Below are 21,807 nucleotides of genomic sequence, written 5' to 3' on the forward strand. Positions count from 1 at the left end.
CCGCCGACGGGGAGGCCGCCGAGGTCGGGGGTGGCGATGGGGAGGCCGCCGGTGGGCAGGTCGCTGAGCGACGGCACCGAGGCGGGCAGGTCACCGAGATCCGGGGTCGCGACCGGCAGGCCGCTGAGGTCTGGGGTCGCGACCGGCAGGCCGGAGGTGTCGAGCGGCAGCGAGCGCTCGGCGGCGCTCGTGCCGGGCAGGGACACCGGCAGCGAGTGCGCGGCGTCGGCGACGGCGGCCAGCTGGGCGATCGCGCCCTGCAGGCCGCCCTGAGCGGCACCGGCGGGCAGCGACGACATGACGGACTCGAGCGCGTCCGCGGCGGGCGCCGGCGCGTAGTCGGCCACGAGCGGGGCCACGTCCTGGATGTCCTGAGGGGTCACGTCACTCAACCCGGCGTTCGCGAGCGCGGCGGTCGGGTCGGCGGCGAAGGCCGACCGGGCGGCGTCGTCGGTCAGCAGGTTCAGCACGAAGTCGTGCAGCGTCTGGGCGGGGAGGGACAACGAAGTCTCCGCAATCTAGGAGTTTGTCATGAGGTGATCACCCGATCCGGCCGGGCAACTCCGCCAAACCTAGGCATTCCCGCCGCCCCTGCCATCGGGGATCGGGCCCGGTCCGGGTCCCCGAATCGGGGTGCGGGGCCATTAGGGGGTTAGGGGATGTGACCCCAACCGCAGCCTTTGGTACGAAAGGACGTCTCCTAGGAGGAAGCACTCGGATGCGTTACGTCCTCGGTATCGACATCGGCGGCACCCGGATCAAGGCCGCCGTCTGCCGCCGCGCGGGGGAGTTCTGGAGCGAACCCGAGGTGGTGTGCGCGCTCGAGTCGGTCCTGCATGTCGCCCCGGACGCCACCGTAATCGCAGGTCCGGACGCCCGGCGTCGCGCGCTCGCCGAACCGGAGCGGATCGCGCGCGGCTTCGCGCGCCAGGTGGGCGACGACGTCCCGCTGATGCTGGGCGACGAGCTCTACCGGCCCGAGTCGCTGACGGCGGTGGTCGCCGGCTGGGTGGCCGACCAGGTCGCCGAGTCCGAAGGTGGCGAAGCGGACCGCATCGCGCTGACGCATCCGCCGGGCTGGACCGGCTTCCGGCGCTCACTGCTGCACGACGCGTTGCACGAAGCGGGTATGCCCGGTGCCCTGCTGTTGCCGAACACGGTCGCGGCGGCCGAAAGCATGGTGGTCCGTGAACGCGTCGAGACCGGCAGCCGGCTCGCGGTGTGCCGCCTCGGCGGTGAGCACGTCGACATCGCGCTGCTGCGGCGTGGCCCGGCCACCTTCGAACTCCTCGCGCACGACGAGCAGTTCGCGCCGCGACTGGACGACGTGCTCGCCGAACACGTCGCGGCGCGGTTCGGCGGGGAGCCGGCGGAGCTGCGCGAGGTGTGCACCCAGACCAAGGAACTGCTCTCCACCGCGCGGGAGGTCGACGTGCCGGGGCGGGTGACCCGGACCGAGTTCGAGCGGCTGGTCGAGCCGTGGCTGACCGTTTCGCTGGCGCCGCTGAGCCGGTTCGAGGACGTGTCCACCCTCCTGCTGGCCGGTGGCGCGGCCCGGATCCCGCTGGTCGCCAGGCTTGCCGGGGAAGCGCTGGACTGCCGGGTCGTCCTCGACCCGGACCCGGCCACCGCCGCCTGCCGCGGGGCCGCGCTGGCCGCGCGCCCGCCCGCACCGGCGCCCCGGGAGTCGACGGCGCTGGTGCCCAGAGTCACGGGTTATCCCGACCTCGACCCGGACGAGGTCTACGATCCCGAACCCGCACCCCAACGACCGCCGGTCGTGCTCACCCCGCTCGAACCGCCGCGGCGCCGGTTCGTACCGTCGCGGCGTTCCCGAAACGAGGACGACGAGTGATCCTGCTGGACGAGCCCACCGAACGGGTCTGCTCGGCCGTCGTGTCGCGCGAGCTCTCGCCGGTCCGGCTGGCGATCGTCGCGCCCGGCGGGCACGGCAAGACAACCGTGCTCGAGCAGTTGGCCGGCGCGGACGCCCGCCTGGTCGACGACGCGCACCTGCTCGGCGACGCCGAACTGACCGACCTGCTGCGCTATCTCGACGACGAGCAAGCAGGGATCGTGATCGCGACCCGGCCGCATCCGCGCCGCGCCGCGCTGAACCAGGTGCTCGCGCGGCTGCGCGGGCAGATCGTGCTGCGCCCGTTCGACGTGGCGAAGACCGCGAAGTTCCTCGAAGCGACCGGGTCACCGGAGCTGGCCGAGTTCGTGCACGCGCAGACCGGCGGGGTGCCGGGCCTGGTGCGCGCGGCGGCCGAGCTGAACCTCGTGCGGCACGAACTCGACCACGCCGGTGAGGACGTGGTGCGGTTCCTCTTGGCGGCGGAGGCCGGGGCCGGGCTCGATCTCGCGGGCGGCTCGGTGGAGGCCGCGTACGCGACCGGCCTGCTCAGCCCCGACGGCACCCTCCTGCCGATCGCCGCCCGTGCCCTGCGCGAGCTGATACCCCGCGACCGGCAGATCGCGCTGCGGCGGCAGCTCGTGGAACAGCAACTCGAACGCGGCGGCCCGGTGCTGGGACTGGTGAAACCGCTGCTGGGGGCCGGGCTGACCGGAGCGGGCATCGGTGCCGCCTTCGAGGCCGCCGCGCGCGAGGCCGAACCCGCGCTCGCCGCCCGCCTGTACGAGGCCGCGGCCAGGGCCGGCCGCAAGGTCGGTGCCCGCTGGGCCGAGGCTGTCGCGCGGGCCGGTGACTTCGACGGCGCGCTGCGGCTCGCGGACGGGGTGATCGGGAGCGAGAGCGCGCCGGATCGGGCCGAGGGCGCGCGAGTGGCCGGGACGGCGCTGGCGCACCGGGGCCAGCTCGCGCGCAGCGCGGAACTGTTCCAGTGGGCCGATACCGGTGTGGCGCGGTGCTTCGCGGCGATCGCGCTGGCCGGCACCGGCCGGGTCGCCGAAGCCCGGCAGGCGCTGGAGAGATGCGGGGGCGACGGGCCGCCGACGCTGCTGTCCGGCGCGGTTTCCGGCGCGGCGCGGGGCGTCGTGGAGTCGGTGACCGGGCAGCCCGCGGTCGCGCTGTCCACGCTGGTCCGCTCCGCGGAGATGCTGGAACCGGTGTCGGCGCGGCTGCTGCTGCCCGACAGCCCGGCCGCGCTCGGCGCGATCGTCGCGCTGCACAGCGGGGAGCCGGCGATCGCCGAACCGTTGCTGGCGCGGGCGATCGAGACCGGTTCGCTGGTGGCCCGGCACCGGTTGCTGCTGGCGTGGATCGCGATGGTGCGCGGGGACGAGGAGCTGGCCGCGTCCCGCCTGACGGCGGCCGGGGACGATCTTTCGCCGCGCGACTGGTTGTTCGCGGTCGGCCTGCGGGTCGGCCTGGCGCGGCGGGCCAGTGACCTCACGGCGCTGCGCCGGATCTGGGGGCAGGCGAGGGAAGCCGTCATCCGGCATCCGGTGGACCTGTTCACCTTCCTGCCGTTCGGCGAGTTCGAGGTCGCCGCGGCCCGGCTGGGCGAGCGGGACCGGCTCGCGCCGCACCTGCGGCAGGCGCGGCAGCTACTCGCGGCGCTCGGTGACCCACCGCTGTGGGCGACGACCCTGCACTGGAGCGGTCTGCACGCGGCGATCCTGGACGAGCAGCCCGGCGAGGCGGCCGAGCACGCTCGCGCGCTGGCGGCGGGTGCGGACTCGGGCGCGTACTTCGCGGCGATGTCGCAGGGCGCCGAATGCTGGCTGAACGTGCTGGCCGGCGAGGTCGACAAGGTCGCGGTCGAAACCGCCGCACGCGGGCTGCACGACGTCGGGCTGTGCTGGGACGGCGCCCGGCTGGCCGGTCAGGCGGCGATCCGGACCTCGGACCGCAAGGTGATGGTGACGCTGCTCGACTGCGCGCGCGTGCTGCAGGGGCGCGAGCCATCGGTCACCCCGGGGCCCGCGCGCCTGAGCGACCGGGAACGGCAGGTCGCCGAACTGGTGCTGGCGGGGCTGACCTACAAGCAGATCGGGGACCGGCTGTTCATCTCCGCGAAGACCGTCGAGCACCATATGGCCCGCATGCGCCAGCGGCTCGGCGCCGGCAACCGCAGTGAGCTGCTGGCCGAGCTACGGGCGGAACTGGAGCCGGCGCAGGCTCAGGGCACGACCTGAACCGGGTCACCGACGCTGAGGGTGGCGAAGAACTTCTGCGACGCGCTGCTGGAGAGGTGAACACAGCCGTGCGACGGGACCGAGAGGCTGCCCGTGTGGAAGGCGTCGCCGGGGTAGAAGAAGACCGAATACGGCATCGGCGCGTTGTCGAACTCCTTGCTGTAGTGCATTCGCTGCTTGTAGAGCACGTGGAAGGTGCCCGTCGGGGTCGCGTGTCCCCGCCGGCCGGTGGTGACCGGGACCGGGCCGTAGACGATCTTGCCGCCGCTGAGCAGCCATGCCTTCTTCGCCGAGATGTCCACGCAGGCGCCGTCGGTGATCGAGCACGGGACGGACGGGTTCGCGGCCGGTTTGACGGTGGTCTTCGGCGCGGTGGTCCTGGGCGCCGTCGACGTGCTCGGCGGAGCGGTCGTGGTGCTCGTGCTCGGCGGCGGGGCCTTCGTGGTGGTCGTCGTCGGCGCGGCCGGGCTGCTCGAGGTCGGCGCGCTGGCCACCGCCGGCTGCACGGCCGCGGTCTTCGTGCCGCCGGCACAACCGGCCACCACGACGGCGGCCGCAGCCGCGGTCAATGCCAGCGAGATCTTCTTGACGCGCACGTGGGCCCCCCGGGTTTTGTGTCGCTGTTACATCGGTACAGACGTCGTGGCGCTACGCGTGGTTGAGATGCGCTGGTCACGATCTTGTTGCGGCTGCCACCGCGGTAGGTGGTGGGATGGAGGGTATGCGATACATCATCATCGGCGCCGGAGCGATCGGCGCGACCGTGGCGGCGCAACTGCATCTCGCCGGAATCCCGGCCGTGCTCATCGCCCGCGGCGAACACGGCGCGGCGATTCGCGAGCACGGTCTGCGGTATCTGCGGCCGGGCGGCGAGCGGATGGTGCGAGTCGCGGTCGCGGAAGGCGCGCACGAAGTCGAGTTGACCGCCGAGGACGTGCTCGTGCTGGCCACCAAGACCCAGGACACCGAAGACGTCCTGCGGGAGTGGTCGTGGCGGCCTGCCGGCGACAGTGCCGCGGCGGACCTGCCGATCGTGAGCCTGCAGAACGGCCTGGAGAACGAGCGTGCCGCGCTGCGCCGGTTCCGGACCGTGTTCGGCGCGGCGGTCTGGCAGCCGGCGACCTACCTGCGCCCCGGTGAGGTGAGCGCGGAGGGAGCCGAGAACCCGGGGGTGTTCTGGCTCGGGCAGTATCCCGCCGGCCGCGATCCCCGCCTCGCGGCGATCGCGGAGGATTTCCGCGCGGCGGAGTTCGCCGTCCAGATCGTGTCGGACCTGCCGCGCTGGAAGGCGGGCAAGCTGCTGGGCAACCTCGCCAACGCGGTCGACGCGCTGTACGGGCCGGACAAGAAGGTGGCCGACGAGTTGCGGGCCGAGGCGCTGCGGGTGTTCAACGCGGCGGGCATGACGGCCGCGAACCTCCACGAAGAATCCGAAATAGACATATCGGTCGCGAGGCCAGTGCCGGTGGCTGACCATGCCCGCGTCGGAAGCTCGACCAGGCAGAGCCTCGTCCGCGGAACGGGTTCGGTCGAGGGTGACTTCCTCAACGGTGAGATCGTGCTGCTCGGCCGCCTGCACGGGGTGCCGACGCCGCTCAACGAGGCGGTCCAGCACCGGCTGGGCCTGGCCGCCGAACGGAAGGAAGCGCCGGGCAGCGCGAACATCGACGAACTGCCGGCGATCGTGCCGCCGGTGCTGATCACCGCCGGCGAACTCGCGCGGCAACTGGAATCCGCGGAGCCGCCGGTGTTGCTGGACGTCCGCTGGGCGCTGGGCGATCCGGACGGGCACCGGCATTTCCTGGACGGCCATCTTCCGGGCGCCGTGTACGTCGATCTCGACACCGAACTCGCCGCCCCGCCCGTCCCGGCCGAAGGCCGCCACCCGCTGCCCGATCCGGACGCGCTGCAGGCGGCCGCCCGCCGGTGGGGAATCCGTGCGGGCTCCCGCGTCGTCGCCTACGACAACACGGGCAACCTGGCCGCGGCCCGCGCGTGGTGGCTGCTGCGCTGGGCGGGTGTGGCCGACGTGCGGCTTCTCGACGGCGGGCTCGCGGCGTGGGGTGACCGCCCGTCCGAGACGGGGTTCGGGCGGACGCCGGAACCGGGCGACGTCGTGGTCAAGCCCGGTGCCATGCCGGTCCTGACCATGGACGAAGCGGGCAGCTTCCCGGGGACGCTGCTCGACGCCCGCGCCGGCGAGCGATACCGGGGCGAGCAGGAGCCGGTCGATCCGCGTGCCGGGCACATTCCGGGCGCGGTGAGCGCGCCCACGGCGGAGAACCTGGCGGCCGACGGCCGCTTCCTCGCGCCGGAGGAGTTGGCCGCCCGCTTCGAGGCTCTCGGTGCCGCGGACGGGCAGGTCGGGGTCTACTGCGGGTCCGGGGTGACCGCGGCCCACGAGGTCGCGGCGCTCGCGGTCGCCGGGATCGACGCCGCGCTTTACCCGGGCTCATGGTCCCAATGGTCGAACCACCCCGAGCGCCCGGCCGCTACCGGCGCGAAGCCGTGACCGCGCGGAGCGTCGCGTACACGGCGGCCGACGCCACGAGACCGACGTAGTACGCCAGGTCCGCGCCGTGGGCGGCCGCCGCGACGGGTCCGGTGTAGGCGCTGGTGTTCATGAACGGCACGACGGCGCCGCAGCCGATCAGGAAGGCCACCAGGGCCGGCCAGCCGGCCTGGGGCGCGGCGGCCTCGGCCAGCACGTCGATCCGCCGCCCGCGCCGGGTGCGGATCCACCAGTCGATCACCACGACCCCGACGAACGGCGGGATCCAGTAACCGATCACGAGCAGCACGTCCTCGAACTTCGAGGCCAGGTCGCCGCTGTGCATCCAGAGGATCAGCGCGAACGCGATCACCGTGACGACCACCGCCGACACCGGCCGCCGCAGCCGCACCCCGACCGTCTGCAGCGCGAGCGAGCCGCTGTAGTCGTTCATCGCGTTCGACGAGACCGCGGTCAGCGTGATCACCAGCAACGCGACGGCCCCCAGCACGCCCCCGCCCAGCAGGGTGCTGATGCCCGCGGTCGTCTGGTCGGTGAGAGTTTGGCCGGCCGCGAGACCGAGCGCCTCGCCCCAGGCGAAGGACAGCGTGACGCCCAGCAGGGTGTAGACGAACGCCCGCGGCCGCGAGGTCGTCGAGGGCAGGTACCGGCTGAAGTCCGAGGCGTAGCTCGCCCACGAGATGGCCAGGCTCAGCGCGATCGTGGTGAACAGCACGAACGCACCGGCGAGGTCGCCGCCGGAGACGGTGTTGGCGGACACCACGCCGTGCCCGCTGAGCAGCTTGACGGACAGCACGACGAAGAACACCGCGGTGACCGCGGTCATCACCGCCTGCACCCGGTGGATCACCTCGTAGCCGAGCACCCCGACGGCGCACTGCAGGAGCAGCACGATCGCGACGGCGAGCCAGAACGGGATCCCGAGCAACTGGGCCAGCGCGTCGCCGCCGAACAGGCCGACGAGCGCGTCCCACGCGATCGAGTTCAGCCACTGCACCAGGCCGGGCAGCACCACGGTGCCCCGGAACGGCAGCCGCGCGAGCGGAAGCTGGGCCGTGCCGGTGCGCGGACCCCAGGTCGCCAGGTAGGCGACGGGGATCGAGCCGAGGACCGTGCCGAGCAGCATCGCGGCCAGGCCGGCCGGGAAACCGAGCCCGAGCCCGGCGGCGAGCGTGCCCGAGAACACCGCGGTCATGGTGAGGTTCGGCGCGAAGAACACCGTAAGCAGCCGGATCGGCCTGCCGAACCGGTTACCGTCCGGAACGGGGCAGATCCCGTGCGATTCGAGCGCGAGATCGCCCGCCCGGGTCGGCATCCGGCCGCCGAAGACGGCCGCGGTCAACGCTGTCCTGTCGGTGTCCATGACATCAGTGTCGGTTGGTCCGTTCTGGTAGGTGTGGACGGGTGAACCTACGGCCGAGCACGTCACACTGGGGCGCCTTTTCCGCCGGCCTGGAGGCGGATGGCCGGGTGCGGGTCGAGCCGCATCCGGAAGATCCGGCACCGGCGCCGCTGCTCGGCAATCTGACCGGCAGCCTTCGCCATCCGACCCGGATCGCGGCGCCCGCGATCCGCCGCGGCTGGCTCGAGCGTGGCCCGGGGCCCGATCCGGCTCGCGGCCACGAGGAGTTCGTCGAAGTCGGCTGGGACGAGGCGCTGGACCGGCTCGCCGCGGAGTTCCGCCGCATCCGCGACGAGCACGGCAACCACGCGATCTTCGGCGGTTCCTACGGCTGGGCCAGCGCCGGCCGGTTCCATCACGCGCAGGGCCAGCTACACCGATTCCTCAACGCCTTCGGCGGTTTTACCTCGTCCCGCAACACCTACAGCTACGGCACGAGCGCGGTGGTGCTCCCGCATGTCGTCGGCAGTTCCGCGGAGGTGCTCCGAAACGGTTCGAGCTGGCCGACGATCGTCGAGAACACGGACCTGCTCGTCGCCTTCGGCGGTGTGCCGGAGAAGAACGTGTTCATCACCCCGGGCGGGGTGACGCGGCATCACACGCCGGGATTCCTTGCGCGGCTGGGCGAACGCGGTGTCGACGTCGCACTCGTGAGCCCGCTCCGGGCCGACATTCCCGCGGCCGTGCACCCCCGCTGGTATCCGATCCGCCCGGCGACGGATACCGCACTGCTGCTCGCCCTCGCGCACACGCTCGTCACCGAAGGCTTGCACGACAGGGCTTTCCTCGACCGTTACTGCACCGGCTACGAAGAGTTCGAGCGCTACCTCCTCGGTGCCGGCGACGGGGTGCCGAAGGACGCGGCATGGGCGAGCGCGATCACCGAACTGCCCGCCGCCGATATCGTCGCGCTGGCACGCCGCATGGCCGCGGCGCGAACGTTCATCACGGTCACCTGGTCGCTGCAGCGCATCGAACACGGCGAGCAGCCGGTCTGGGCCGCGATCGCGCTCGCCGCGATGCTCGGCCAGATCGGCTTGCCCGGTGGGGGTTTCGGCCACGGCTACGGCTCGATGGGCGACACCGGGGACATCGGCCCGGACTTCCGCGGGCCGCACCTGTCCCAGGGCATCAACCCGGTGCAAGAGTTCATCCCCGTCGCCCGGATCGCCGACATGCTGCTCGATCCCGGCGGTTCCTACGACTACGACGGCACCGTCCGCACCTATCCCGACATCCGGCTCGTGCACTGGGCCGGCGGTAACCCGTTCCACCATCACCAGGACCTCAACCGCCTGCGTACGGCGTTCTCGCGGCCGGACACCGTGGTGGTGCAGGAGCCCTACTGGACCGCGAGCGCCCGCCAGGCGGATTTCGTCCTGCCGGCCACCGTGCCGCTCGAGCGGGAGGACTTCGGCTCGGGCCGCCGGGATACGCATCTCGTGGCGATGCACCAGGTGGCCGAACCCTTCGCGCAGGCCCGGGACGATCACGCGATCCTCGCCGGGCTCGCGGCGCGGCTGGGCATCGAGGAGCGGTTCACCGAGGGCCGGTCACCTCGCGCGTGGCTGGCGCACCTGTACGAGTCGTGGCGGAAGCGGTTGCTGGACAAGGGCATCAGCGTTCCGTCCTTTGTAGACTTCTGGACCGCCGGTGAACTCCGGCTGCCCGGCGCGGACGAGTACCGCACCCTGTTCGCGGACTTCCGGAGCGATCCGGTGCGGAATCCGCTGCCCACGCCGAGCGGCCGGATCGAGATCACGTCACGGCGGGTGCGTTCGTTCGGCTATCCCGACTGCCCCGGCCATCCGGCGTGGCTCGAACCTTCCGAATGGCTCGGCGGGCCGCGCGCCGAGCGATTTCCGTTGCTGCTCATCGCGAACCAGCCCGAAACCCGGCTGCACAGCCAACTCGACGGGGGCGCAGTGAGCCAGGCCGGGAAGGTGGCCGGCCGCGAGGCCATCCGGCTGCACCCCGAAGACGCGCGAGCGCGAGGGATCGCCGACGGGGACGTGGTGCGTGTCTTCAACGACCGCGGGGCCTGTCTCGCGGGCGCCGTGCTGAGCACCCGGCTGCGCACCGGGGTCGTCCAGCTGCCGACCGGGGCGTGGTTCGATCCGGTGGATTCCCTGTGCATTCACGGGAACCCGAACGTGCTGACCGCCGATCTCCCGGCATCACGGCTCTCGCAGGGCTGCACCGGACAGCATGTGCTGGTCGAGATCGAGCGATACGACCGCACCCCGCCGCCCGTCACGATCGGAGCACCGCCGCGCATCGAAAAAGTCAGGCGGCGGTGTCGAGAACACGGCGCCGGCTCCGTCCCAGGGACATGAGCGGCCACGAGGGCCACGCGAAACGGAGGTAATCATGACGATCCGGATGGACAACGTGGGCGTCGTCGTCGACGACCTGGGGGCTGCCGTCGCGTTCTTCCGCGAGTTCGGCTTGGAGCTCGAGGGCGAGGCACGGGTCGAGGGGCCATCGGTGGACAAGCTCGTCGGGCTCGAGGGCGTCCAGTGCGACATGGCTGTGGTGCGGACCCCGGACGGCCACGGACGACTCGAGCTGATGAAGTTCCACGCGCCGGTGGCCGCGGCCGGTGAGCCGAATGCGCCGGTCAACGCCTTCGGTATCCGTCGCATCATGTTCGCCGTCGAGAACATCGAGGACGTCCTCGCCCGGCTGCGCGCCCATGGCGCCGAACTCATGGGCGAACTGGTGCAGTACGAGGACAGCTATCGGCTCTGCTACGTCCGCGGACCTGAAGGAATCATCGTCGCGCTGGCCGAGAAGCTCGACTGAAGCGAAATACGACCCGAACCAGAAAGGACCGCCGCCATGGCCGTCGCCGATGATCTCGACCGCGCCACCGACTCGACGTGGGACTGGGTCGCCGAACACACCCGCACGTATCTGGCCTCGGGCGGAACCGAGGGACACGAATCGAACGGCGTGTACACACTCGTGCTCGCCACGACCGGACGCAGGACCGGCGAGCCACGTCGCACCTGCCTGATCTACGGCACCTCTGGGGACGACTTCGTCGTCGTGGCCTCCAAGGGCGGCGCCGACGAGGATCCGGCGTGGTTCAAGAACCTCGAGGCGGAACCGAGCGTCGGGGTACAGGTCGGCACCCGCCGGTTCACCGCCCGCGCCCGTGCCGCGTCCCCGGCCGAGCGCGAGCCCCTCTGGGCCCTGATGGCGCGCATCTTCCCGCTGTATGACGAGTACGCGCAAAAGACCGATCGGGTAATCCCGATCGTCCTGCTGACTCCGCAGGACTGACAACAACTGCGAAAGCCGAGCGTTAATGGCTGGCTGAATAGCGAGGCGAATAAGTCAGAAGCCAACAGAAGCGCTGATCAGGCGAACCGTTGGTTACTCAGAGCGTGCTCCGGACTGTGTTCGTCACCCAATAGAGTCATCATCTCGCTAGATCGGGGAAAGTGAGAGTCTTTCGGCATCTGTCCAGACATCGTCCTGGTAGCTTCGGCCCCGCCTGGAGTTCGGCGGAGTGGTGAAAAGCCGGCCAAATGCTTGTCCTGGAGGATTTTGATGGCGCGCACGGTCCTGCGCAGCAGGTCGGGTGACATCGTGACGGCGGTGCAGTTGGCTGACCGGACAGGGATCGTGGCGGCCAGCGCGCCGCCGGCCGCGGACGAGCCGGAGAGCCCCGTCGAACTCGACCTGTCGGCGCCGTGCGAACCGGAGCCGTCGATGCTCGTCGCGAGTACGGAGCCGAGGGTGCGGACGGCCCGGCGCGTGCGCCGGAACCTCCTGTTCAGCTGCGCCGCCGCCGTCTTCCTGGCGGTCGGCTGGATCGGCGGCGGGGTGTGGGGACATCACCAGCAGGGCCCCGATCCGGTGCTGGCCGTGGGCTCGGCCGTCGATCAGGGACAGGGTGGCGCGGAAGCGAGTCGGCCCGCGCGGGTCGCGCCGGCGCCCGAGACGCCCGCGCCGACGGCGGCGCCGGTGACGCCCAGTACGAAGCCGGTGACTCCCGCGAAACGAACCACGAAGGCCAGGCCCGAGACAAAAACTCCGGCCGCCCGGTCCGACACGGGGAGCGCGGCGCCGACCTCGGCGGCGCCGGATCCGATGCAGGTGATGAGCGACCAGCTCGAACAACTCGTCGTGCCCTGGTCGCGGGCCCTCATGCAGGGCCACGGCACGTATCAGTACCGGAGCTACGGCCGCTGAGCCGCTGGCGGGCGCTGGAACGCGTAGCTCCGCTCGACCTTGGCGACCTGCACCACGAACGCCTCGTACCAGCTTCGCCGGCCGGACTCGCGGGCCTCAGTGTGCTCGGCGTTGCGGCGCCAGGCCGCGATCGAGTCTTCGTCGCGCCAGTACGAAACCGTGATGCCCAGCTCCGACCCCTCGCGCACGGAGTCGACGCCGAGGAAGCCCGGTTGGCCGGCGGCGAGCGCGATCATGCGCTCGGCCGTCGCCGTGTAGTCGCGGTCGCCCTGGGTCCGGCGGGAGGTGAAGATCACCGCGCAGTAGGGCGGTTCGGGGAAGCGACCGGAGCCGATTTCCACGGTGAATCAGACGTTCGTGATCTCTTCGATGAAGGCGTCCACGTCGAAGTGCTCGCTTTCGGTGCCCAGCGGGACCACCTTCGCCGTGGCGTCGAGGAAGCGCTCGACGTCCTCCCGCTCGATTTCCACCAGCGCGTAACCGTCCGGTGACTCGATTTCGAGGATCAGCAGGTCCTCGTCGTTCGCCAGATCAGGGCGGACGCGGACGTCGCCGAAGCCGGCCGGCTCCGAAAGGCCCTCCACCAGCAGGTCGCGGGCGAACGTCCACTCGACCCAGCGGCCACGCTCGGTGCGGAACGCGATGTTCACGGCGAACGGCTCGGTGGCCACATAGGACAGTCGGGACAGGACAGGGGCACTCGAGCCGTTCAGGGTGACGAACTGGCTCTGGTTGGCGGCTTCGGTGTTCATGTCCACTCCTCGCGGTCAGTGGGTTCGTGCCGGAGCACGAACTGGTCGGACAGCCAGGAGATGGGATCGGGGGCCGATGATGATGCGCGGTGAATGACTTTCACGCGATCCGGTGCAATCCCCCAGAACGTGTAACACAACTGGGCTTGCCGGATCAGCCGCCGTTCAGGGGAACTGTCAGCCCGACCTTCACCCGGTCCATGACCACGCTTGTTGTGAAGTGCCGCACCTCGCCGTTGTCGAAGAACAGCCGCCGGGTGAGCGCCTCGAACTCCGTCATGTCCCGGCAGACGACGACCAGCACGAAATCGGCCGAGCCCGTCACGTAGTAACACTGCTGCACGGCCGGGTCGGCCAGCACCTGCTTGCGGAATGCCTCGAGCACCTCGATCCGCTCGCGTTCCATCTCGACCGACACGACGAACGTCATGTCCGCGCCGACCGCCCTCGGATCGACCACCGCGACCTCGCGCGTGATGACGCCCGTCTCCCGCAGCCGCTTGATCCGGCGCTGCACCGCCGCGGCCGAGAGGCCGACCTGGGCCCCGATGGATTCCGCGATGGTGCGTGAATCCACCTGCAGCCTGCTCAGAATGGCTTGATCCAGTGGGTCCAGCTCGACGTCGGGCACCTTCGCATGGTAGCCAAGAACCGCAGTTCAGCACTCCGATTTACCGGGGCTCGTGCCAGCGCACGTCCGGCGTGCGGCCGGGTGCGGCGAAGCGCAGCAACCGCGCGCCGGCGCTCGCCAGCGCGGCGCTGTCCTTTTTGGAGATCCGTTGGTACGGCTCGATGTCCAGCGTCGCGGCCGCTCGCGTCTTCGTGATTCTCCAGGTGCCACGGACGAAACCGTCGACGAGCACGGTGCCGGGGAACACCCCGTTGGGCACGCCGAACACCCGCTTCCGCGCCTCCTCGGACAGGACGCGGGTGCGATCGGCATGGGAGAGCAGCAAGTTGTCGAACTCGGGGACGAACCGCGGCGGCGCCGGGGTGTCCGGATCCGGCCTCGGCGCCTCGGGCAGGTCGACCAGTTCGCGGCCGCCTGCGTCGGCGAAGGTTTTCAGCCGTGGGCGTAACCGGTCTATTACTTCGCCGAGCCGGCTCAGGCCGCTCCACGCCTGGATGTCCGGCACCGTCGCGGGACCGAAGGCGGCCAGGTAGCGGAGCACCAGATCGTCGAGGTTCGCGCGTTTGTCGAGCGGGCGGCCGAGCCACTGCTCGGCCGTCGCGTAGGTCGGTTTGCCGGTGTGGCCCCACACCGCTCGTGGCGGAGTCTGCACGAGCGGTAGGAGGCCGCGTGCCGCGTGCGCGAGCGCCGACGGGGACCGGCCGGGATGACGTTTCGCGAGCAGTTCGCCGAGTTCGGCGCCGGTACGAGCGCGCTCCGCGAGGACCGCGCGGGTGTGTTCCGCCAGCGCAGGCAGGTCCAGGCCGGCCAGCGCGGGGGCATACGTCGTGTTGGTGCGCAGGTCGCGGTCGAGAATCGGCTGCACGAGCGGGCGCAGGAACAGGCAGTCCTCCGCCGTCACGAGATGCACCGTGCCGCGCATCAGCACGACGCGGACCACCGTCCGGTCCAGCAGGAGGCGCGAAAGATCCTCGGGGGCGAAGCCGTGCAACCGCGACCAGAGCCCGAAGTACGGCGGGAACGGCGCCTGCGCCTGCATCCCGCACAGCCGCCGGACGGCCTCAAGCGGTGGAAGCTTCACCCGGCGCAGCAGGAACTGCCGGGCGAGTAGCGCCCGGTTGAGCGCCCGTGGGGACAGGGATTCCACGTACCGGAGACTACGGCGAGGCACCGACAGTTCTGCCCGGCGCAAGATCGGGTTTTCCGAGCTCGTAGTCCTTTCGGGCGGCCTCAATGTGACCTGGAACACAACTGGCCGGTCTACCCAGGGGTAAGCCCTAGAAGTGAGGCATGCAGAAGGGGCACTCAGCGGTTCTCGCCGGCCTTGGTGCCTGGCTGCCGCCGCGAGTGGTGGACAACCACGAGCTCTCGGAGCGGCTGGACACCTCCGACGAGTGGATCCGCACACGCACCGGTATCCGCGAGCGGCGCATCGCCGGTGCCGATACGTCCACAGTGGACATGGCCGTGCACGCGGGCGGCAATGCCTTGCGCAGTGCCGGTTCCGACGTCGTGGACGCGCTCGTGCTGGCCACCGCGACAGCCGACCAGCTCTGCCCGGCCAGCGCCCCGCAGGTCGCCTCCGGGCTCGGCCTGCACGGGATCGCGGCCTTCGACGTGAACGCGGTGTGCAGCGGGTTCGTGTACGCGCTGGCGACCGCCGCCGGGCTGATCGCGACGGGGACCGCGGACCGGGTGCTGGTCATCGGCTCGGACGTGTTCAGCCGCCTGTGCGATCCGGCGGACCGGGGCACCATGCCGATCTTCGGCGACGGCGCCGGCGCGGTCGTGCTGCGCCGTGGCGAGACGCACGAGCCGGGCGCGCTCGGCCCGTTCGACCTGCACAGCGAGGGTGAGCTCGCCGATCTGCTGATCGTGCCGGCCGGGGGTGCGAAGCAGCGCGAGTCGGCAGATCCGCACGACTACTACGTGACCATGCACGGCCAGACGATCTTCCGGCACGCGTGCGCGCGGATGGCCGAGTCGTCGCGGACCGTGCTGGAGCGGGCCGGACTCGACGTCGCCGACGTCGACCGGTTCGTCGGGCACCAGGCGAACATCCGCATCCTGCAGGCGACCGCGAAGCAGCTCGGGCTGCCCGGTGACCGGGTGGTCGCGAACATCGGGCGCGTCGGCAACACGAGCGCCGCCTCGATCCCGCTCGCGCTCGCCGACGCGTGCGAGGACGGGAGCCTCCAGCGGGGGCACCGCGTGCTGCTGACCGCGTTCGGTGCGGGCCTCACCTGGGGTTCGACCCTGCTGACCTGGCCGGACGTCAAACCTGGCTAAGCCGTCCATGCGGCTGTCGGGGCGTCGCGGCCGCGCAGGCGGATCTTCCGGTACCGCGACCAGTGCTCGCGCTCGCCCGAGGAACCGGCCACCAGCACCGCGTCGCTGGCGAGGACGCGGCCCGGCACCTTCTTCGCGTGCTCGGTCAGCCGTGCCGCCTCGTTCACCGCGTCGCCGATCACCGTGTACTCCAGGCGGCTCCGCGTGCCGAGCTGGCCCGCGAACACCAGCCCGCTCGCCACGCCGATGCCCAGGTCCAGCTCGCCCGCCGAGCGCACGGCGTCACGGATCGCACGGGCCGCAGACAGGGCCGACGTCTCCGCGTCGGCCAGCACGGTCGGCGCGCCGAACACGCACAACGCCGCGTCACCCTGGAACTTGTTCACCAGACCGCCCCGGGCGTCGACAGCCGTGACGACGCTGGCGAACAACCGGTTCAGCTTCCGCACGAGCTCCTCCGGCGGGGTCCGGCTCGCCAGCGCCGTCGAGTCCACCACGTCGACGAACAGGGCCGTCACCGCGCGCACGTCACCGGAAAGCGAGGCGCCGTGCTCGAGCGCGTGGCGCGCGACGTCGTCGCCGACGTGGCGGCCGAACAGATCGCGCATCCGGTCCCGCTCCCTGAGGCCGGCGACCATGCTGTTCACCGAAACCTGCAGCTGACCGAGTTCGCTGGTGTCGTCGACCCGCACCGCGACGTCGGTCCGCCCGCGCGCGACCTCGTCGAGCGCGATCCGCAGCCGGTTCAGCGGGGACGCGACCGCACGCGCCAGCAGCCCGGTGCCGACCGCGCCGGAGACCAGCCCGACGATCGCCAGCATGATCAGGCTGGCCTTGTCGTCGGCGTGCCCGAGATCCGGCGGCGCGGCCACGATGAGCACGCCCAGCAGCGGCACCCCGCTCGCCACGCCCCAGGTCAGCACGAGCCGGGACCGCACCGACTCGGACGTGGCTCGTTCGGGCGGGACGACCTCCAGCGCGGCGGTCAGGATCGGGCGGCCGACCCATTCCGCGGCCAGGTGGATCAGCCCGACGGTCAGCAGCCCGCCCGCGCCGATGGTGAGCGTGACCGCGAGTGCGTCCATCCACGAGCCGAGGACCGGCGTGATCCCGCCCAGCAGCAGTGTGCCGGCGAGCCACAGGATGCCGCTGACCATCGCCATATGCGCGGGCAGGCGCAGCGCTCGCGCGGCCTCCGCGTCGTCGGGGCGGCGGCCTTCGGCGAACCAGACCGCGGTCCGCTTGTGCAGGAACGCTGTCCACAGTGAACCGACGATGACCGCGAAACCCACGTATGTCGCGGCGACGAGCACGAAGACCAGGTTGCGGGAGCCCAGATCCTCGGGCAGTCCCTGCAGGACGAGCAGGAGCGCGACCGCGGCCGCGCCGCATACGCTCGAACCGACGCCGAGCGTCACGAAGCCCAACGCGGTGCGAAGCGCGATGCGAAACCTCGTGAACCGGGTGGATCTGCACACCCGGTGATCGTATTCACGAAGCGCGCCGGCGCCCACTCACCGTGACGAGGCCGAAGTTGATCGTTCCGCGCCAGATCGCCCGTGCCATCGCGGACCTCCTACTGTTCCCGCGTTACCTCGCCGGCCCGTTTGTCGTCGCGCAGGCCGGTGAACCGTGGATGCCGGAGCCTCCCGTCGGGTGTCCAGTCGGAGAACCGGACCTCCACGACCAGCTCCGGCTCCACCCAGGTGGGCCCCCGTTCCGGTACCGCCTCGGCGAACGGCGAGCTGGTACGGCGCCGCTCGCCGAGCACACCGGACAGTTCGCGCAGCGTCGCCTCGGTGTAGCCGGTGCCGACCTTGCCGGCGTAGCGCAGCTTCCCGTCTTCGTAGTAGCCCACCAGGAGGGCGCCGAAACCGCTGCGGGAACCGCCGGGCCTGGTGTACCCACCGACCACGAACTCCTGATCCTTGACGCATTTGAACTTCAGCCAGTCCGGCGTGCGGCCCGGCCGGTAGGGGGCGTCGGCCCGTTTCGCGATCACGCCCTCCCAGCCGTGCGAGCACGCGTACCGGAAGTACCGCTCGCCTTCGGTGTCGCGGTGCCTCGAGTACCGCAGCGGGTCGGCCCAGTCAAAAGCCTTGTGCAGCAACTGTTTCCGCTGCCGCAGCGGGAGCGGCCCGGCATCGGTGTGGCCGAACACGAGCAGGTCGAACAGGTAGTAGTAGACCCGCACGCCGGTCGCGTCGATGCGCGTGCGGTCGGTCAGGTGGATGCGGCGCTGGAGCTTCGCGAAGCTGGTCTGCGCCCCGTCGAACGCGACGATCTCGCCGTCGGCCACGAAATGCGTGCCGCCGTACTCCTCGAGCGCCTCGACGATCTCGGGATAGGAGTCGTTGACGATGTGGTGGTTGCGGGACCACAGCGTCGGCGTGCCGCCCGCGCGTGAGCAGATCGCGCGCACCCCGTCGAACTTGCGCTCGTACAGCCAGCCCTCACTGGAAAAGTGGCGCTGCGTCAGCGTCGCGAGCGTGGGCTCGCGCCAGCCGGGCTCGACTTCCATGATCATCGGTTACCCCTGATCCCGCTGGTGAAACGCCCGGTCAGGGCGAGACCTCGTCCTGCTCGGTGAGGCCTTCGCGAAGCCGTTCGAGGGTTCTGGCGAGCAGCCGTGACACATGCATCTGGGACACGCCGATGCGTTCGGCGATCTGCGTCTGGGTCATGTTGTGCACGAACCGCAGCCCGAGGATCTTCCGTTCCCGCTCCGGCAGTTCTCGGATCAGCGGCAGCAGCGCCTCGTGGTTCTCGACGCCTTCGAGCGCCGTGTCCTCCTCGCCGAGCGTGTCGCCGAGTGCCAGGTTCTCGATGTCACCGGACAGGACCTCGTCCAGCGACATCGAGTGGTAGGCGTTACCGGCTTCCAGCCCCGCGAGCAGGTCGTCCTGGCTGATGTCCAGGTGCGCGGCGATCTCGCTCGGCGTCGGCGCCCGGCCGAGCCGCTGCGCGAGCCGGGTGTTCGCCGTCGAGATCGACAGGTGCAGCTCCTTGAGCCGGCGCGGTACGCGGACCAGCCAGCCGGTGTCCCGGAAATGCCGCCTGACCTCGCCCATCACCGTCGGTACCGCATAGGACAGGAAATCCGAGCCGTGGCCGGGGTCGAACCGGTCGACGGCATTGATGAGCCCGACCGTGGCGACCTGGACCAGATCCTCCTTCGCGACGCCCCGGCCCGAGAAACGTTGCGCGATGTGTTCGGCCAGCGGGAGATGCCCAGTCACCAGTTCGTCCCGTAACGCGGCCCGGCGTGGATCGTCTTCGTCGAGTGCGGCCAGCTCGTCGAAGAGCGGAGCCAGGTGCTCGTATTCGTTGGACGAAGTGGGCTCGGCTCGCGAGCCGGTCACGCGCCCGCCCCTGGCGCGTCCACCACGACACGCCGTTTGGCGAGCTCGATGTCGACCTGGTGGCCGAGCTGCCCGTCGCCGGTCACATGGGCTTCCACCGAGTCCGTGAGCGTGGTGAGCACGCGCCAGCCGAACGACTTCGTGCTGGGCGAATCCGCGCTCGCCGAATGCACCGTCCCGGTGAACCTGAGCTCGTCACCGGTCACCGTGAACAGGCACCGCATGGTGCTTCCCGGAACGGCCCTGGTGATCAACGTCGAACACGCTTCGTCGACCGCCAGCCGGAGGTCCGCGATGGCGTCGAGGTCGAAGTCCGCCCGGGTGGCGATGGTCGCGACCACGGACCGCACGATCGGCAGTTGTGCCAGATCAGCGCCGAGCCGGAGCTCGATGTCGTTGGTCGTGCGCAGGGGCGGAGGCTGCCTGTCTGCCACTTTCACCTCGCCGTGGTTGCTCGGATGCTGCTGCGCACAATTTTGCCCCGATCGAGCGGTTCCCGCCTGCCGCCGGTTCCTACGCGCGCCCGAGGACCGCTTCGTCCTCCTGCCGTGACGACGTGGTCTGCATGGCATCGGTCATACCCGGTGCGTCTACGAGCAAAACGTGCTGTTCGATGGGGGGATGGTGGTCGAGTTCTGCGTGTTCTCCCGATGAGCTGGTGGCATGCGCTCGTCGTGCTGCTCGCCGGGATGTGGGCGGGCACGATCAACACGGTCGTCGGCTCCGGCACGCTCGTCACGTTCCCCGTACTGGTCGCGCTCGGCTATCCGCCCGTGACGGCCACGACGTCGAACGCGCTCGGGCTCGCGCCGGGCACCATCAGCGGCGCCGTCGGCTACCGGGACGAGCTCAAGGGCCAGGCGCGCCGCCTGGCGCGGTACTCCGTCCCGTCCCTGCTCGGCGCCATCGGCGGCACGGCCCTGCTGCTGTTCTTGCCGCACAACGCGTTCGAGAAGGTCGTGCCCGTGCTCGTCGGGCTCGCGGTGGTGCTGGTGATCATCCAGCCGTGGGTGTCGTCCTGGGTGGCCAAGCGGCGCGATCGCTCCGACACGATCGCCGGGCACGGCGGCCCGCTGCTGCTGGGCCTGATCTTCCTCGTCGGCGTCTACGGCGGGTACTTCACCGCGGCGCAGGGCGTCATGCTGATGGGGATCATGGGCATGCTGCTGACCGATTCGATGCAGCGGCTCAACGGCATCAAGAACGTGCTGGCGGCCGTGGTCAACGTCGTCGCCGGGGTGATCTACGCGTTCGTCGCGCCGATCAGCTGGCCGGTGGTCGGCCTGCTCGCGCTCGGGTCCACGCTCGGCGGGCAGCTCGGCGCCAGGATCGGCCGGCGCCTGCCGCCCGCCGTGCTGCGGGGCGTGATCGTGGTGATCGGGATCGCCGCGATCGTTCAGCTGCTCCTGCGGTAGCTGCGGGCCGCGTGCAGGAACAGGTCGTTCTCCTCGGGGTGGCTGACCGTGACGCGCACGCCGTCCGGCTGGAAGGCACGCACCACGACCTTGTTGGCCAGCGTGTGCTCGGAGAACTCGAACGCCTTGTCGCCCAGCGGCAGCCAGACGAAGTTCGCCTGCGAGTCGGGCACGTCGTAACCGGCGTCGATCAGTTCGGCCCGCACGCGATCCCGCTCCGCCACAAGGGTTTCGCAGCGGGCGAGCAGCTCGCTCTCGGCGTCGAGGCAGGCCATCGCGGCGATCTGCGCCAGCGAGTTGACGCTGAAGGGCACGTACACCTTCCGCAGCGCGTCGGCGACCTGCTTCGGCCCGGCGAAGTAGCCGACACGCAGCCCGGCCAGCCCGTAGGCCTTGGAGAACGTGCGCAGGACCGCGACGTTGTCCCGGGTGCGGACGTACTCGATCCCGTCCGGCACCTCCGGATCGCTGACGAACTCGCGGTAGGCCTCGTCCAGGACGACGAGCACGTCCGAAGGCACCTTGTCGAGGAACGCGTCGAGCTCCGCGCGCCGGTTCGCGGTGCCCGTCGGATTGTTCGGGTTGCACACCATGACAACGCGCGTGCGCGGGGTGATCGCCTCGGCCATCGCGTCCAGATCGTGGGTGTGCGTCGCGTCCAGCGGTACCCGGATCGCGTTCGCGCACGCGATTCCGGCCGCGATCGGGTAGGTCTCGAACGACCGCCACGCGAACACCACGTCGTCCCCCGGCGCGCACATCGCATGCATCAGCTGATGACACAGCGCGACCGAACCGCAGCCGACGGCGATCTGCTCCTTCGGCAGGTCCAGCTTGTCCGCGAGGCGGGCCGCGAGCTTGCCGACGGTCGGGTCCGGATAGCGGTTGAGGTCCGTGGTGGCCTCGGCGATCGCACGCGCGACGCTGGGCAGCGGTCCGCCCGGGGTCTCGTTGCTGGAGAGCTTGATCGCGCCGGGCACGGTCCTTCCCGCGACGTAGTCCGGTAGTGATTCGAGGTCGACGCGGGGCTGGACGGGCATTACTGTGCTCCTTCTGGGCGAAAAGCTGCTGCTGTCACGGTAACCCGTGGCCTCGGCGGGAGTTCATGTTGACTTCTGTTCACTCCGAGGTGGTTGAGTA

General features: G+C 70.8%; 21 protein-coding genes. 9 read left to right on the forward strand and 12 right to left on the reverse strand.

Annotation, left to right across the window (positions count from 1 at the left end; genetic code table 11):
• Nucleotides 1-503 (reverse strand): IniB N-terminal domain-containing protein (locus FG385_RS29685; protein WP_200834726.1); only part of this gene is annotated, 503 nt, incomplete at its 3' end.
• A gap of 215 nt (nt 504-718) precedes the next feature.
• Between FG385_RS29685 and FG385_RS29690 the strand changes: the two genes are divergently transcribed.
• Together FG385_RS29690 and FG385_RS29695 are read left to right on the forward strand one after the other, a co-directional pair.
• On the forward strand, nt 719-1,855 hold the full coding sequence (locus tag FG385_RS29690; RefSeq protein WP_139100116.1) for an Hsp70 family protein: 1,137 nt from the start codon (nt 719-721) through the stop codon (nt 1,853-1,855).
• A complete protein-coding gene (locus tag FG385_RS29695; RefSeq protein WP_139100117.1) occupies nt 1,852-4,101 on the forward strand; it encodes a LuxR C-terminal-related transcriptional regulator in 2,250 nt (749 codons plus the stop codon). The genes FG385_RS29690 and FG385_RS29695 overlap by 4 nt, the downstream gene beginning before the upstream one ends.
• Here FG385_RS29695 and FG385_RS29700 read toward each other — a convergent pair.
• Complete coding sequence (locus FG385_RS29700; RefSeq protein ID WP_139100118.1) at nt 4,086-4,697, reverse strand: L,D-transpeptidase; 612 nt, start codon at nt 4,695-4,697, stop codon at nt 4,086-4,088. The two genes, FG385_RS29695 and FG385_RS29700, sit on opposite strands and share 16 nt — an antisense overlap.
• Before the next feature lie 125 nt (nt 4,698-4,822).
• Between FG385_RS29700 and FG385_RS35490 the strand changes: the two genes are divergently transcribed.
• Entirely contained in the window at nt 4,823-6,613 is a 1,791-nt protein-coding gene (locus FG385_RS35490) for a rhodanese-like domain-containing protein (RefSeq protein ID WP_139100119.1), read from the forward strand.
• On the opposite strand, the gene FG385_RS29710 is transcribed toward FG385_RS35490, so the two are convergent.
• Nucleotides 6,594-7,976 carry a purine-cytosine permease family protein gene (locus FG385_RS29710; protein WP_200834727.1) on the reverse strand — a complete coding sequence of 461 codons (1,383 nt, stop codon included), beginning with the start codon at nt 7,974-7,976 and terminating at the stop codon, nt 6,594-6,596. The two genes, FG385_RS35490 and FG385_RS29710, sit on opposite strands and share 20 nt — an antisense overlap.
• A 41-nt stretch (nt 7,977-8,017) precedes the next feature.
• Between FG385_RS29710 and FG385_RS29715 the strand changes: the two genes are divergently transcribed.
• From FG385_RS29715 to FG385_RS29730, 4 genes are all read left to right on the forward strand, one after another.
• Nucleotides 8,018-10,351 carry a molybdopterin-dependent oxidoreductase gene (locus FG385_RS29715; RefSeq protein WP_139100120.1) on the forward strand — a complete coding sequence of 778 codons (2,334 nt, stop codon included), beginning with the start codon at nt 8,018-8,020 and terminating at the stop codon, nt 10,349-10,351.
• 34 nt (nt 10,352-10,385) lie between these two features.
• Entirely contained in the window at nt 10,386-10,820 is a 435-nt protein-coding gene (locus tag FG385_RS29720; RefSeq protein ID WP_139100121.1) for a VOC family protein, read from the forward strand.
• Nucleotides 10,821-10,856: 36 nt separating this feature from the next.
• Nucleotides 10,857-11,303 carry a nitroreductase family deazaflavin-dependent oxidoreductase gene (locus FG385_RS29725; RefSeq protein WP_139100122.1) on the forward strand — a complete coding sequence of 149 codons (447 nt, stop codon included), beginning with the start codon at nt 10,857-10,859 and terminating at the stop codon, nt 11,301-11,303.
• 270 nt (nt 11,304-11,573) lie between these two features.
• Complete coding sequence (locus FG385_RS29730) at nt 11,574-12,218, forward strand: hypothetical protein (RefSeq protein ID WP_139100123.1); 645 nt, start codon at nt 11,574-11,576, stop codon at nt 12,216-12,218.
• On the opposite strand, the gene FG385_RS29735 is transcribed toward FG385_RS29730, so the two are convergent.
• The 4 genes from FG385_RS29735 to FG385_RS29750 all read right to left on the reverse strand — a co-directional run bounded on the left by FG385_RS29735 (nt 12,206) and on the right by FG385_RS29750 (nt 14,748).
• The gene (locus tag FG385_RS29735; RefSeq protein WP_235022870.1) at nt 12,206-12,559 is read right to left on the reverse strand and encodes an antibiotic biosynthesis monooxygenase family protein; all 354 of its coding nucleotides are present in this window, start codon (nt 12,557-12,559) and stop codon (nt 12,206-12,208) included. The two genes, FG385_RS29730 and FG385_RS29735, sit on opposite strands and share 13 nt — an antisense overlap.
• 6 nt (nt 12,560-12,565) lie before the next feature.
• Nucleotides 12,566-12,970 (reverse strand): SsgA family sporulation/cell division regulator, encoded by a 405-nt coding sequence (locus tag FG385_RS29740; protein WP_139100124.1) that lies wholly within the window; start codon nt 12,968-12,970, stop codon nt 12,566-12,568.
• 154 nt (nt 12,971-13,124) lie between these two features.
• Nucleotides 13,125-13,601 carry an Lrp/AsnC family transcriptional regulator gene (locus FG385_RS29745; RefSeq protein ID WP_139100125.1) on the reverse strand — a complete coding sequence of 159 codons (477 nt, stop codon included), beginning with the start codon at nt 13,599-13,601 and terminating at the stop codon, nt 13,125-13,127.
• Between the two features lie 40 nt (nt 13,602-13,641).
• The gene (locus FG385_RS29750) at nt 13,642-14,748 is read right to left on the reverse strand and encodes a winged helix DNA-binding domain-containing protein (protein WP_139100126.1); all 1,107 of its coding nucleotides are present in this window, start codon (nt 14,746-14,748) and stop codon (nt 13,642-13,644) included.
• A gap of 143 nt (nt 14,749-14,891) precedes the next feature.
• Here FG385_RS29750 and FG385_RS29755 point away from each other — a divergent pair, with 143 nt between their 5' ends.
• Nucleotides 14,892-15,890 carry a beta-ketoacyl-ACP synthase III gene (locus FG385_RS29755; protein WP_139100127.1) on the forward strand — a complete coding sequence of 333 codons (999 nt, stop codon included), beginning with the start codon at nt 14,892-14,894 and terminating at the stop codon, nt 15,888-15,890.
• On the opposite strand, the gene FG385_RS29760 is transcribed toward FG385_RS29755, so the two are convergent.
• The 4 genes from FG385_RS29760 to FG385_RS29775 form a co-directional block, all read right to left on the reverse strand.
• The gene (locus FG385_RS29760) at nt 15,887-17,368 is read right to left on the reverse strand and encodes an adenylate/guanylate cyclase domain-containing protein (protein ID WP_139100128.1); all 1,482 of its coding nucleotides are present in this window, start codon (nt 17,366-17,368) and stop codon (nt 15,887-15,889) included. The genes FG385_RS29755 and FG385_RS29760 overlap by 4 nt on opposite strands.
• Before the next feature lie 98 nt (nt 17,369-17,466).
• Entirely contained in the window at nt 17,467-18,411 is a 945-nt protein-coding gene (gene ligD, locus FG385_RS29765; protein WP_139100129.1) for a non-homologous end-joining DNA ligase, read from the reverse strand.
• A 40-nt stretch (nt 18,412-18,451) separates the two neighbouring features.
• Nucleotides 18,452-19,252 (reverse strand): SigB/SigF/SigG family RNA polymerase sigma factor, encoded by an 801-nt coding sequence (locus tag FG385_RS29770; RefSeq protein WP_139100130.1) that lies wholly within the window; start codon nt 19,250-19,252, stop codon nt 18,452-18,454.
• A complete protein-coding gene (locus FG385_RS29775) occupies nt 19,249-19,686 on the reverse strand; it encodes an ATP-binding protein (RefSeq protein WP_235022871.1) in 438 nt (145 codons plus the stop codon). Before FG385_RS29775 ends, FG385_RS29770 begins: the two co-directional genes overlap by 4 nt.
• 216 nt (nt 19,687-19,902) lie before the next feature.
• On the opposite strand from FG385_RS29775, the gene FG385_RS29780 reads away from it, so the two are divergent.
• Nucleotides 19,903-20,667, forward strand: a complete 765-nt coding sequence (locus FG385_RS29780; protein WP_139100132.1) for a sulfite exporter TauE/SafE family protein — start codon at nt 19,903-19,905, stop codon at nt 20,665-20,667.
• Here FG385_RS29780 and hisC read toward each other — a convergent pair.
• The gene (gene hisC, locus FG385_RS29785; protein WP_139100133.1) at nt 20,649-21,707 is read right to left on the reverse strand and encodes a histidinol-phosphate transaminase; all 1,059 of its coding nucleotides are present in this window, start codon (nt 21,705-21,707) and stop codon (nt 20,649-20,651) included. The two genes, FG385_RS29780 and hisC, sit on opposite strands and share 19 nt — an antisense overlap.
• Between the last annotated feature and the right edge of the window lie 100 nt (nt 21,708-21,807).

It is taken from the genome of Amycolatopsis alkalitolerans (genome assembly GCF_006152065.1).
GTDB classification, from domain to species: Bacteria; Actinomycetota; Actinomycetes; order Mycobacteriales; family Pseudonocardiaceae; genus Amycolatopsis_E; species Amycolatopsis_E alkalitolerans.

What these genes read in the sequence shown, in the direction of transcription:
- FG385_RS29690 (WP_139100116.1), top strand. Translation starts at nt 719, where the DNA reads ATGCGTTACGTCCTCGGTATCGACATCGGCGGCACCCGGATCAAGGCC.
- FG385_RS35490 (WP_139100119.1), top strand. Translation starts at nt 4,823, where the DNA reads ATGCGATACATCATCATCGGCGCCGGAGCGATCGGCGCGACCGTGGCG.
- FG385_RS29710 (WP_200834727.1), bottom strand. Translation starts at nt 7,976, where the DNA reads ATGGACACCGACAGGACAGCGTTGACCGCGGCCGTCTTCGGCGGCCGG.
- FG385_RS29720 (WP_139100121.1), top strand. Translation starts at nt 10,386, where the DNA reads ATGACGATCCGGATGGACAACGTGGGCGTCGTCGTCGACGACCTGGGG.
- FG385_RS29725 (WP_139100122.1), top strand. Translation starts at nt 10,857, where the DNA reads ATGGCCGTCGCCGATGATCTCGACCGCGCCACCGACTCGACGTGGGAC.
- FG385_RS29730 (WP_139100123.1), top strand. Translation starts at nt 11,574, where the DNA reads ATGGCGCGCACGGTCCTGCGCAGCAGGTCGGGTGACATCGTGACGGCG.
- FG385_RS29740 (WP_139100124.1), bottom strand. Translation starts at nt 12,970, where the DNA reads ATGAACACCGAAGCCGCCAACCAGAGCCAGTTCGTCACCCTGAACGGC.
- FG385_RS29755 (WP_139100127.1), top strand. Translation starts at nt 14,892, where the DNA reads ATGCAGAAGGGGCACTCAGCGGTTCTCGCCGGCCTTGGTGCCTGGCTG.
- ligD (WP_139100129.1), bottom strand. Translation starts at nt 18,411, where the DNA reads ATGGAAGTCGAGCCCGGCTGGCGCGAGCCCACGCTCGCGACGCTGACG.
- FG385_RS29780 (WP_139100132.1), top strand. Translation starts at nt 19,903, where the DNA reads ATGAGCTGGTGGCATGCGCTCGTCGTGCTGCTCGCCGGGATGTGGGCG.
- hisC (WP_139100133.1), bottom strand. Translation starts at nt 21,707, where the DNA reads ATGCCCGTCCAGCCCCGCGTCGACCTCGAATCACTACCGGACTACGTC.